The organism is Streptomyces sp. NPDC055815, assembly GCF_053616475.1.
Window position 1 is genome coordinate 42,762 of sequence record NZ_JBSHDU010000058.1, and the last position, 11,476, is coordinate 54,237.

An 11,476-nucleotide genomic window follows, 5' to 3' on the forward strand; every position below is an offset into this window, starting at 1 on the left:
TCACGTGACGGATACACACCCACCCTATCGAGGTCCGGGGACGGCAAAGAGCCCCGTCCATCGAATGGACGGGGCTCTCGCCGTGGCGACCTCTACAAGGTCAGGTGTTCAGGTGATCAGTGGTGGCCGTGGCCGCTCTGGATCTCCTTGTACTCCTCGACCGTGGGCTTGGCGATCTGGCTGTCGTCGCCGTAGTAGCCCTTGTTGAGCTTGACCCGGAGCTTCTCCATGCGGCCGATCTTGCGCTCCACGCCGTTCTCGTCGACGGCCGGCGGAAGCTCCGCGGCCTCGTACTGCTCGTGCGCCGTGAGGCGGTGCAGCTCGCCCTGGCTGAGCGGCTCGTGGACCTCGACGAACTCACCGTGCGGGAGGCGCTTGATGATGCCCGACTCGCGGCCGTGCAGCACCTTGTCCTTGTCGCGGCGCTGGAGGCCGAGGCAGATCCGCTTGGTGGCGATGAACGCGATGACCGGGCCGAGGAAGAAGAAGATCCGCACGAACCAGGTGATCGAGTTGATCGACAGGTGGAAGTGGGTCGCCCAGAGGTCGTTTCCACCACCGATGAGCATGACCATGTACGCGGTGATCCAGGCGACACCGAAGGCGGTGCGCGTCGGAGCGTTGCGCGGGCGCTGCGCGATGTGGTGCTCGCGCTTGTCGCCGGTGATCCAGGACTCGATGAACGGGTAGACCGCGATGGCCGCGAGGACCGCCGGGAAGATCGCCAGCGGGATCATCACGCCGAGGACCAGCGTGTGGCCCCACAGGTTGATCTCCCAGCCCGGCATGACACGGATCAGACCCTCGGCGAAGCCCATGTACCAGTCGGGCTGGGCGCCGGTGGACACCTGGTCCGGGCGGTACGGGCCGATGGCCCAGATCGGGTTGATCGAGGCGATCGCCGCGATGATCGCGATGACGCCGAAGACCAGGAAGAAGAAGCCTCCGGCCTTCGCCATGTACACGGGCAGCAGCGGCATGCCCACGACGTTGTCGTTCGTCCGGCCGGGGCCGGCGAAGTGCGTGTGCTTGTGGACGAACACCAGGATGAGGTGGGCGACCACGAGACCCAGCATGATGCCGGGCAGCAGCAGCACGTGCGCCGAGTAGAACCGGGCGACGAAGTCGCCGCCGGGGAACTCGCCGCCGAACAGGAACATCGAGAGGTACGTGCCGATGACCGGCACGGACAGGATCGCGCCCTGCATGAAGCGGACACCGGTGCCGGAGAGCAGGTCGTCCGGGAGCGAGTAACCGGTGAAGCCGGTGAACATGCCCAGGAAGAACAGCAGGAAGCCGAACAGCCAGTTGATCTCACGCGGCTTGCGGAACGCGCCGGTGAAGAACACGCGCATCATGTGCACGAACATGCCGGCGAGGAAGATCAGCGCCGCCCAGTGGTGGATCTGCCGGATCAGCAGACCACCGCGCACCTCGAAGGAGATGTGCATGGTCGAGTTGAACGCCTCGGACATCAGCTGTCCCTGGAGCGGGACGTACGGTCCGACGTACTCCACCTCGTTCATCGACGGGTGGAAGAACATCGTCAGATAGACGCCCGTCAGGATGATGATGAGGAAGCTGTAGAGGCAGACCTCGCCCAGCATGAAGGACCAGTGGTCCGGGAAGATCTTCCGCATGTTGGCCTTGGCCAGCGTGTAGATCCCCAGGCGGCCGTCGGCCCAGTCCGCGACCCGCTCACCGGCGGGTGCTTTCTTACTCGTGGTCACGGTGCTCATCCGCGCTCCCAGAAGGCAGGACCGACGGGCTCGTCGAAGTCGCCGAGCGCCTCGAGGAAGCCCTTGTCGTTCACACCGATCCGCAGCTGCGGAAGGGCGTGACCGGCCGGGCCGAAGATGACGCGGGCGCCGTCGGAGAGGTCGAAGGTGGACTGGTGGCACGGGCAGAGCACGTGGTGCGTCTGCTGCTCGTACAGGGAGATCGGGCAGCCGACGTGGGTGCAGATCTTCGAGAACGCGACGATGCCCTGGTGGGACCACTCGAGCTCGCGCTTGTCCTTGATGTCCTCCGGCTGGATCCGGACGATCATCAGGGCGGCCTTGGCGATCTCGGTCTGGAAGTGCTCGTCGTGCTCCGAGAGGCCCTCGGGCATCGCGAAGGTCAGCGAGCCGACCGCGACGTCCTCGGGACGCAGCGGCTCGTGCGTGTTCATGTTGATGAGCTGGAGCCCCTTGGTCCACAGCGTGGACCGGAGCTTCTTCTCGGGCAGCGGGCCCATGTCACGCAGCAGGACGATGCCGGAGAGCGGTACGAGCGACAGCGCGCCGAACATCGTGTTGCGGATGAGCTTGCGGCGGCCCATGCCCGACTCCGCGGCACCGGCCGCGAAGTCCGCCATGACCTTCGCCTTGACCTCGGGGGTCGCCGCCATCGGGTGACGCTCGTCGGCGACCTCGACGTCGGACATCAGGGTGCGGGCCCAGTGGACCGCGCCCGCGCCGATGAAGAAGAGGGCGGCACCGAGGGTCCATCCCAGGGCGAAGTTGAGCGCGGACACGTGGCCGAAGGGCCAGATGTACACGATCTTGTCGACCGGGAAGATCACGTACGAGGCGATGAAGCCGACGGTGGCCAGCATCGACAGCGTGAACATGAAGGCGACCGCGCGCTCGGACCGGCGGGCGGCCCGCTCGTCGATGTCCTGGATGCGGGGCTTGTGGGGCGGAAGGCCCGGGTCGGCGAACGGGTCGTCGGCGACCTTCACCGCGCCGTGCGCGGTGTCCTGCCCTGCCGGCAGGGTCTCTTCTGGAATCTCTTGGCTACTCATGACTTCTTGGCCTTAGCGGTGTGGGCCGCGACCCAGATGGCAACTGCGATCAGCGCGCCCAGGCCGAAGACCCAGGCGAACAGGCCCTCGCTGACGGGGCCGAGGCCACCGAGCTTGAGACCGCCCGGGCTCTCGGACGTGTCGCTGTTGACGGCCTGGACGTACGCGATGATGTCCTTCTTCTCCTTCTCCGGCATGGTCGTGTCGGGGAAGGAAGGCATGTTCTGCGGGCCGGTCTGCATGGCCTCGTAGAGGTGCTTCGGGCTCACGCCTTCGAGGCTCGGGGCGTACTTGCCGTAGGTCAGCGCGCCACCCTCACCGGTGAAGTTGTGGCACTGGGCACAGTTGGTGCGGAACAGCTCGCCACCCTTGGCGATGTCGGCACCTTCCGGGCTGTACTGGCCCTCGGTCGGCGTGATCGCACCGGCACCGAGAGAGGCGACGTACGCCGCGAGCTGATCGATCTCAGCCTGCGAGTAGATGACCTTCTTCTTCGGGACCTGGGCGCCCGGCTGCTGGGCCGGCATACGGCCCGTGCCGACCTGGAAGTCGACCGCGGCCGAGCCGACGCCGACGAGGGACGGGCCGTCAGAGGTGCCCTGACCGCCGGTTCCGTGGCAGCTGGCGCAGCCGACGGAGTAGAGCTTCTTGCCCTCCTCGATGGCGAGGGACTGGGCGGTTTCATCGGCCTTCGCCGTGCCCGCGGGCGCGAACGCGGCGTACAGCCCCCCCGTGGCCGCCAGCGCGAGAAGTAGGACGACGACCGCCGCCAGCGGATGGCGTCGTCGTGCGGAGAGCTTTTTCACGGATTACCCCGGTGTCAGGATCTTCTGCGTCGATGCTTGCTGGATGTCTCGGTCCGCCGTGAGGCGGAGCCGATTACTTGATCATGTAGATCGTGGCGAAGAGGCCGATCCAGACGACATCGACGAAGTGCCAGTAGTAGGACACGACGATGGCGGCGGTTGCCTGCTCGTGGGTGAACCTCTTGGCGGCGTACGTCCGGCCGAGGACCAGCAGGAAGGCGATGAGACCGCCCGTCACGTGCAGGCCGTGGAAGCCGGTGGTCAGGTAGAACACCGTGCCGTACGGGTCGGAGGACAGCGAGAGGCCGTCCACCTTGACCAGCTCGGTGTACTCGAAGACCTGGCCGCCGATGAAGATGGCACCCATCACGAACGTGATGATGAACCACGTCCGGAGCTTCTTCACATCGCCCCGCTCCGCGGCGAAGACGCCGAGCTGGCAGGTGAGGGAGGAGAGCACCAGGATCGTGGTGTTGGTCGCCGAGAAGGGGAAGTTCAAGGCCGAGGCCTTTTCCGCCCAGAACTCGGGACCCGTCACCGATCGCAGGGTGAAGTACATCGCGAAGAGGGCCGCGAAGAACATCAGCTCGGAGCTCAACCAGATGATGGTTCCGACGCTGGTGAGGTTCGGTCGATTGACCGACGGGTGCGCGTGCCCTGTTTCTACTGTCGTTACTGTCGCCACGACCGACATTATGTCGGTCGCTTATCCCGCCCTCACTCCGGGGGGTGCCGTTCGGAGTGTCAGGGGGGCGTGTCCAGCCCGAACGGCCCAGCGCGAAGGCCGCCGAGCACCGTTCGAACAGGTGCTGAACGGGTGTTGACGGGGTGTGGACCGGAGTAGCATCCGGCGCATCGATCGACGACCTTCCCACGGACTTCCCCACGGAGGAACGATGCAGTCGAGTGCCACGGTCCTGGTCTACAGCGATGACGCTAACACCCGCGCGCAGGTGCGGCTCGCGGCCGGACGCAGGCCCGCGACCGACGTTCCCCCGGTCGAGTTCGTCGAGTGCGCCACGCTGCCGGCGGTGCTGAAGCGCCTGGACGAGGGCGGGATCGACGTGTGCGTGCTCGACGGCGAGGCGGTGCCCGCCGGAGGCATGGGGGTCTGCCGGCAGATCAAGGACGAGGTCTTCCACTGCCCGCCGGTCCTGCTGCTGATCGGACGGCCCCAGGACGCCTGGCTGGCCACCTGGAGCCGCGCGGACGCCGCGGTCACCCTTCCGGTGGAACCGGTCGAGTTCGCGGCGTCCCTGGCGGCCCTGCTGCGCTCGCGCCTGTCGATCGACGCCTGAGCCGTCCCCGGCGCGTCGCCCCTCAGATCGAGGGCCTCAGACGGGCCTTCTCGGTGGGGGTCACCGGGTTCCCGGCGGCCTCCACCAGGGCGCTGCCCTGGCGCCACTTGGCCCACTCCAAGTTCCAGTCGCCGAAGCCGTTGCCGAAGGTGTCCATCGCGTCGCCGTAGCTGTTGACGACGCGGACGAGGTCTCCGGGACGGACGGTCTCGTAGAACCAGGCCGCGTTCTCCGTCGACATGCCGACACAGCCGTGGCTGACGTTCTCGACGCCCTGCGAGCCCACGGACCAGGGCGCGGCGTGGACGTACTCGCCGCTCCAGGTGACCCGGGTGGCGTAGTACACCGGCAGGTCGTACGAGTCGGAGCTGCCCTCCGCGATGCCGATGCTGGTGCCCCGCATCCGGACGTAGTACTCCTTGCCGAGCACCACCTTGATGCCGTTGCGGGTGGAGAAGCCGGGCTTGCCGGTGGTCACCGGAATGGTGTTGATCACTTCTCCGTTGCGCTTCACCGTCATGTAGTGCGACGCGGCGTCCGCGACGGCCTCGATCCGGTCGCCGATGGTGAGCTTCAGCGGCTTGGACGCGCCGCCGTAGAGCTTGTCGCCGACCTTGAGGCCGTCCAGGTTGCCGGTCACCTGGACGAGCGCCCCGGCCGGCCAGTACTCCTTCGGACGGAAGTGCAGTTTCTTGTCGTCCACCCAGTACCAGGAGCCCTCGACGGAGGGCGTGGAGCGGACCTTGAGGGCCCGTTCGACGACGGCGCGGGCCGAGCGGTCCTTGACGGGGAGGCTGAGCTCCGCCGTGATGGGCTGTCCGACGCCGTACGTGCCCGCCTCCGGCCCGAAGGTCACGGTGAGGGCCCGTTTGGCCGGAGCCGTCTCGAAAGTGAACGTACGGGCTCCTGGAGCGCCGTCCTCGTCCTCGGTGGCCACCCGGACGGTGTAGCGGGCGCCGGCCGCCAGGGCGGCCGTGGAGCGCCAGCGCTGCCCGTCCGCGGTGAGTTCGCCGGCCAGGTGGTGCCCGGAGGCGTCGGTGGCGGTGACGTCGGTGATCCGGCCGTCGTCGCCCTTGGCGGTGATCTCCAGGGGCTTGTCGGGGTCCGCCTTGGCGCCGTCGGCGGGGGCGTTGACCGCGAGCTGGTCGGCCGCGTCGTAGGCCTTCTCCGACAGCGGGTGGGTGTCCGAGCCGGCGCACGCGGTGGCACCCGCGGTGACGGTGACGGCCAGAAGAGTGCAGCTCAGAACAGTCCGAATGCGCGGCGTGTCGTTCATGACTTCACGCTAGATACGTTCCTCGCGACCGGCGCGCCGAGTGCTGCAAAAGAGGGGCCCGGACGCTTCGGTGACGAAGTGTCCGGGCCCCTCGGTGTGCTCCGGTGCGGAGCGGGGTACCGCTACTGGTTCTGGTTCTCGCCGCGGTAGAACTCGAAGACCCAGCCGAACAGGCCGACGAGGATCAGCGGGGCGGAGAAGTACAGGATCCACCAGCCCATCGCGATGGCGAGGAAGGCGAGCGCACCGCCGACGGCCAGCGAGAGCGGCTGCCAGCTGTGGGGGGCGAAGAAGCCCACCTCACCGGCCTCGTCCGCGACGTCGGCCTCCTTGTCGTCCTGCGCCATCGCGTCGACACGCTTGGCCGTGAAGGCCAGGTAGTAGCCGATCATGATGGCCAGGCCGAAGGCCAGGAAGAGCGCCGTCGTGCCGACCGGCTCCTTGGACCAGACGCCGTAGAGGATCGCCATGGCAAGGATGAAGACGCTCAGCCAGATGAACATCTTGCCCTGGATCTTCACTTGCCGGCCTCCTTGCTGCCCGTGAGGGCCGGAGCCTCGTGCGGCTTGTTCTCGAGCTGGTCGACAGCCGCGATCTCAGGGTGGTGCAGGTCGAACGCCGGGGATTCCGAACGGATCCGCGGCAGGGTGAGGAAGTTGTGCCGCGGCGGCGGGCAGGACGTCGCCCACTCGAGCGAACGGCCGTAGCCCCACGGGTCGTCGACCTCGATCTTCTTGCCGTACTTGGCGGTCTTCCAGACGTTGTACAGGAACGGCAGGATCGACAGACCGAGCAGGAACGAGGAGATCGTCGAGATCGTGTTCAGCGCGGTGAAGCCGTCGGCGTCGAGGTAGTCCGCGTAACGACGCGGCATGCCCTCGGCACCGAGCCAGTGCTGCACCAGGAAGGTGCCGTGGAAGCCGATGAACAGCGTCCAGAACGTGATCTTGCCGAGGCGCTCGTCCAGCATCTTGCCCGTGAACTTCGGCCACCAGAAGTGGAAGCCGGCGAACATCGCGAAGACCACGGTGCCGAAGACGACGTAGTGGAAGTGCGCGACGACGAAGTACGAGTCGGAGACGTGGAAGTCCATCGGGGGCGAGGCCAGGATGACGCCGGTCAGACCACCGAAGGTGAAGGTGACCAGGAAGCCGATCGTCCAGAGCATCGGGGTCTCGAAGGACAACGAGCCCTTCCACATCGTTCCGATCCAGTTGAAGAACTTCACGCCGGTCGGTACGGCGATGAGGAACGTCATGAAGGAGAAGAACGGGAGCAGCACGCCACCGGTGACGTACATGTGGTGCGCCCACACGGTCACGGACAGACCGGCGATCGCGATGGTCGCGGCCACCAGACCGATGTAGCCGAACATCGGCTTGCGGCTGAAGACCGGGATGACCTCGGAGACGATGCCGAAGAACGGCAGGGCGATGATGTACACCTCTGGGTGTCCGAAGAACCAGAAGAGGTGTTGCCAGAGCAGCGCTCCGCCGTTGGCGGCGTCGAAGACGTGGGCACCGAACTTGCGGTCCGCCTCCAGGGCGAACAGCGCGGCCGCCAGGACCGGGAAGGCGAGCAGGACCAGGACACCGGTCAGCAGCACGTTCCAGGTGAAGATCGGCATGCGGAACATCGTCATGCCCGGAGCGCGCATGCAGATGATCGTGGTGATGAAGTTGACCGAACCGAGGATCGTGCCGAAGCCGGAGAAGGCCAGACCCATGATCCACATGTCGGCGCCGACACCCGGCGAGCGGACGGCGTCCGACAGCGGGGAGTAGGCGAACCAGCCGAAGTCGGCCGCACCCTGCGGGGTGAGGAAGCCGGCCACCGCGATGATCGAGCCGAAGAGGTACAGCCAGTAGGCGAACATGTTCAGCCGCGGGAACGCCACGTCGGGCGCGCCGATCTGCAGCGGCATGATCCAGTTCGCGAATCCGGCGAACAGCGGCGTCGCGAACATCAGCAGCATGATCGTGCCGTGCATCGTGAACGCCTGGTTGAACTGCTCGTTCGACATGATCTGCGTACCCGGACGGGCCAGCTCGGCGCGCATGAAGAGCGCCATCAGGCCACCGATGCAGAAGAAGGCGAACGACGTGACCAGGTACATCGTACCGATGGTCTTGTGGTCCGTGGTGGTGAGCCACTTGATGACCACGTTGCCGGGCTGCTTGCGCCGTACGGGCAGCTCGTTCTCGTACGAGTCCTCAGCTGCGGCGGCACCCTGGGTTTCGTTGGGGATGCTCACAGTTGGTGCTTCTCCGCATTCCTAGCCGGGTCCGTCTGCTCGATGCCGGACGGGATGTAGCCGGTCTGCCCCTTCTCGGCCAGCTCCTTCAGGTGCTGCTGGTAGCGCTCCGGAGAGACCACCTTGACGTTGAAGAGCATCCGGGAGTGGTCGACACCGCACAGCTCGGCGCACTTGCCGAGGAAGGTGCCTTCCTGCGTCGGAGTCACCTCGAAGACGTTGGTGTGACCCGGGATGACGTCCTGCTTGAACAGGAACGGGACCACCCAGAAGGAGTGGATGACGTCGCGGGAGGTCAGGACGAACCGGACCTTCTCGCCCTTCGGCAGCCACAGGGTCGGACCCGGGTTGCCGGTCTGCGGGTTCCGGTCGCCGGGGATGCCGGCGTCGTAGACACCGCCCGCGTTCGCCGGGAAGTCCGCGATGTACTTGTCCGGGATCGCGGCGAGGTTCTTGTCCGTCTTGGCGTCGCCCTTCACACCGGGCACGTCCTCGACGTAGTTGAAGCCCCAGCTCCACTGGTAGCCGACCACGTTGACCGTGTGGGGCGGCTTCGGGGTGAGCTCGAGGAGCTTCGACTCGTCGCGCGCCGTGAAGTAGAAGAGCACGGAGACGATGATGAGCGGGGTGACCGTGTACAGGGCCTCGATGGGCATGTTGTAACGGGTCTGCGGAGGTACCTCGACCTTGGTCCTGCTCCGCCGGTGGAAGATGACGGACCAGATGATCAGGCCCCACACCAGGATTCCGGTGATGAGAGCGGCAGCCCACGAACCCTGCCACAGGGAGAGGATCCGAGGCGCCTCTTCCGTGACGGGGGTGGGCATACCAAGGCGGGGGAAGTCTTCCCAGTTGTACGAGCAGCCCGTGGCTGTCGCCAGGATCAGGCCCGCAGTCAGCACCTGCGGCAGCTTCCGCCGCATCGGGCGCCGCGACGAGCGGTCGGAGCCGTTGGGACTCACGTAGCGCCTTCCCGAGAGTCTCGGCCCGCGTTGGTCGGCCACGGCCGTCCGTCTCGCTGGTCGGTCGCCGCCCCGGCCGCGGGCAGGGGTTTGGATGTTTATGCGGACCAAACCCTACTGGACGCTATTTGGGGTCGCGCGGGGAGGGTGCCCAACGCGCCGTCCGAGTCCCCGAAGGGGTGGACTCCAGCCTTCCGGAGGGTTGTCGGGCACGCCCGTTCGGCGGTCTGCCGACGCACCGGGACGGCGTTCTGACGGGGGCTCATCGGGGGCGGGACCCGAGGCTCGGGCGGGGCCCCGTCGTGTGCCGGAGCCCGGGGCGGGAGGGCTCGTCGCGTGCCGGGGCCCGGGGCTCGGGCGGGGCTCCGTCGTGTGCCGGGGCCCGGGGCCGGGGGGCTCGTCGCGTGCCGGGGTGCCCGGAGCCGTGGTGGTGGATCCGGGCGTTCTACCGTGGGTGGATGCCGTACTTCGACGCCGCGTCCGCCGCTCCCCTGCACCCCGTCGCCCGTCAGGCCCTGCTCGCCTCCCTGGACGAGGGCTGGGCCGACCCGGCCCGGCTCTACCGGGAGGGGCGGCGGGCCCGGCTGCTGCTCGACGCCGCCCGGGAGGCCGCCGCGGACGCCGTGGGGTGTCGCCCGGACGAGCTCGTATTCACTCCTTCGGGGACGCGCGCGGTTCACGCCGGAATCTCCGGCGCCCTCGCGGCGCGTCGGCGTGTCGGGAACCGGCTCGTGGTCTCCGCGGTCGAACACTCCTCCGTGCTGCACGCGGGAGAGACGCACGCGGCGGCGGGCGGCACGGTGACCGAGGTGCCGGTGGGCCGCTCGGGCGCGGTGGACGCGTCCGCGTTCGCCGCGGCGCTCGCGTCCGGAACGGCCCTGGCCTGCCTCCAGTCCGCCAACCACGAGGTGGGGACCGAGCAGCCGGTGGCCGAGGTCGCCGAGGCCTGCCGGGCGGCGGAGGTGCCGCTCCTCGTGGACGCGGCCCAGTCGCTGGGCTGGGGTCCGGTGGAGGGCGCCTGGTCGCTGCTCACGGCGAGCGCGCACAAGTGGGGCGGTCCGGCGGGCGTCGGCCTCCTCGCGGTGCGCAAGGGAGTCCGGTTCGCTCCCCAAGGCCCCTCGGACGAACGGGAGTCGGGCCGGGCGCCGGGCTTCGAGAACCTGCCGGCCATCGTGGCCGCGGCGGCCTCGCTGCGGGCGGTGCGGGCGGAGGCGGCCGCCGAGGGGGCGCGGCTGCGGGCCCTGGTGGACCGGATCCGGGCGCGGGTGCCGGAGCTGGTGCCGGACGTGGAGGTGGTGGGCGACCCGGTGCGCCGGCTCCCCCACCTCGTCACCTTCTCCTGCCTGTACGTCGACGGGGAGACGCTCCTGCACGAGCTGGACCGGGAGGGTTTCTCCGTTTCGTCCGGTTCGTCGTGTACGAGTTCGACGCTGACGCCCAGCCATGTGCTGCGTGCGATGGGGGTGCTGAGCGAGGGGAACGTCCGGGTGTCCCTGCCGGTCGGCACGACGGAGGAGGACGTGGACCGCTTCCTCGCCGTGCTCCCGGGGGTGGTGGCGGGCGTACGGGAACGGCTCGGGGCCCCCGGAGCCGTACCGACCGTCCCGGCGCCCTCGGGCTCGCTCGTCGTGGACTCCCTGGGCAAGCGCTGCCCGATCCCGGTGATCGAACTGGCGAAGGTGATCGGGGAGGTGCCGGTGGGCGGGACGGTGACGGTGCTGTCGGACGACGAGGCGGCGCGGCTGGACATTCCGGCGTGGTGCGAGATGCGGGGGCAGGAGTATGTGGGCGAGTCGCCGTCGCCTCGGGGCGGGGTGGCGTACGTGGTCCGCCGCGTGTCGTAAGGCCCCGCGCCCGCGCCGTGTGGGCCCGCGCCCCGCGCCCGTGTGGACCCGCGCCCGCGCCCGTGCGGGCCCGCGCCCGCTGCCCGTGTGGGCCCGCGCCCCGCACCCGTGTGGGCAATCGTCCCGCTGGGGCGGGACGGGTGGGCACACGGGACGGCGCCCTTGCCGGCGCCAGAGGCTCCCGAGCCTGGACCCGCACCCCGGTGCACCGCCGCTGGTGGTGCGGGTCCAGGCGCGTGAGGCGGAGG

The 11,476-nt window shown here is 68.4% G+C and carries 10 protein-coding genes; 2 read left to right on the plus strand and 8 right to left on the minus strand.

From position 1 onward, the window contains the following. Positions 1-116 precede the first annotated feature (116 nt). The 4 genes from qcrB to ctaE form a co-directional block, all read right to left on the minus strand. Entirely contained in the window at positions 117-1,739 is a 1,623-nt protein-coding gene (gene qcrB / locus ACWGN5_RS29965) for a cytochrome bc1 complex cytochrome b subunit (RefSeq protein ID WP_453520858.1), read from the minus strand. Beyond that, positions 1,736-2,788, minus strand: a complete 1,053-nt coding sequence (gene qcrA, locus ACWGN5_RS29970) for a cytochrome bc1 complex Rieske iron-sulfur subunit (protein WP_453520861.1) — start codon at positions 2,786-2,788, stop codon at positions 1,736-1,738. The genes qcrB and qcrA overlap by 4 nt, the downstream gene beginning before the upstream one ends. Further along, complete coding sequence (qcrC, locus tag ACWGN5_RS29975) at positions 2,785-3,594, minus strand: cytochrome bc1 complex diheme cytochrome c subunit (protein WP_453520863.1); 810 nt, start codon at positions 3,592-3,594, stop codon at positions 2,785-2,787. Before qcrC ends, qcrA begins: the two co-directional genes overlap by 4 nt. A gap of 73 nt (positions 3,595-3,667) precedes the next feature. Beyond that, positions 3,668-4,288, minus strand: coding sequence for an aa3-type cytochrome oxidase subunit III (gene ctaE / locus ACWGN5_RS29980; protein ID WP_369143808.1), 621 nt, complete (start codon positions 4,286-4,288; stop codon positions 3,668-3,670). A gap of 202 nt (positions 4,289-4,490) precedes the next feature. Here ctaE and ACWGN5_RS29985 point away from each other — a divergent pair, with 202 nt between their 5' ends. Next, the gene (locus tag ACWGN5_RS29985) at positions 4,491-4,892 is read left to right on the plus strand and encodes a response regulator transcription factor (RefSeq protein WP_123451510.1); all 402 of its coding nucleotides are present in this window, start codon (positions 4,491-4,493) and stop codon (positions 4,890-4,892) included. A gap of 22 nt (positions 4,893-4,914) precedes the next feature. On the opposite strand, the gene ACWGN5_RS29990 is transcribed toward ACWGN5_RS29985, so the two are convergent. From ACWGN5_RS29990 to ctaC, 4 genes are all read right to left on the minus strand, one after another. Then, positions 4,915-6,168, minus strand: a complete 1,254-nt coding sequence (locus ACWGN5_RS29990) for an Ig-like domain-containing protein (RefSeq protein WP_453520866.1) — start codon at positions 6,166-6,168, stop codon at positions 4,915-4,917. A gap of 122 nt (positions 6,169-6,290) precedes the next feature. Next, positions 6,291-6,689: a cytochrome c oxidase subunit 4 gene (locus ACWGN5_RS29995; protein ID WP_086822830.1), complete on the minus strand. Its 399-nt coding sequence runs from the start codon at positions 6,687-6,689 to the stop codon at positions 6,291-6,293. After that, a complete protein-coding gene (gene ctaD / locus ACWGN5_RS30000) occupies positions 6,686-8,422 on the minus strand; it encodes an aa3-type cytochrome oxidase subunit I (protein ID WP_453520869.1) in 1,737 nt (578 codons plus the stop codon). Before ctaD ends, ACWGN5_RS29995 begins: the two co-directional genes overlap by 4 nt. Further along, positions 8,419-9,384: an aa3-type cytochrome oxidase subunit II gene (gene ctaC, locus ACWGN5_RS30005; RefSeq protein ID WP_453520871.1), complete on the minus strand. Its 966-nt coding sequence runs from the start codon at positions 9,382-9,384 to the stop codon at positions 8,419-8,421. Before ctaC ends, ctaD begins: the two co-directional genes overlap by 4 nt. Positions 9,385-9,842: 458 nt before the next feature. Between ctaC and ACWGN5_RS30010 the strand changes: the two genes are divergently transcribed. After that, positions 9,843-11,228 carry an aminotransferase class V-fold PLP-dependent enzyme gene (locus ACWGN5_RS30010; RefSeq protein WP_453520872.1) on the plus strand — a complete coding sequence of 462 codons (1,386 nt, stop codon included), beginning with the start codon at positions 9,843-9,845 and terminating at the stop codon, positions 11,226-11,228. Positions 11,229-11,476 lie beyond the last annotated feature (248 nt).

Excerpts from the sequence above, each read along its gene's own strand:
- qcrB (WP_453520858.1), bottom strand. The coding sequence starts at position 1,739 with ATGAGCACCGTGACCACGAGTAAGAAAGCACCCGCCGGTGAGCGGGTC.
- qcrA (WP_453520861.1), bottom strand. The coding sequence starts at position 2,788 with ATGAGTAGCCAAGAGATTCCAGAAGAGACCCTGCCGGCAGGGCAGGAC.
- ctaE (WP_369143808.1), bottom strand. The coding sequence starts at position 4,288 with ATGTCGGTCGTGGCGACAGTAACGACAGTAGAAACAGGGCACGCGCAC.
- ACWGN5_RS29985 (WP_123451510.1), top strand. The coding sequence starts at position 4,491 with ATGCAGTCGAGTGCCACGGTCCTGGTCTACAGCGATGACGCTAACACC.
- ACWGN5_RS29990 (WP_453520866.1), bottom strand. The coding sequence starts at position 6,168 with ATGAACGACACGCCGCGCATTCGGACTGTTCTGAGCTGCACTCTTCTG.
- ACWGN5_RS30010 (WP_453520872.1), top strand. The coding sequence starts at position 9,843 with ATGCCGTACTTCGACGCCGCGTCCGCCGCTCCCCTGCACCCCGTCGCC.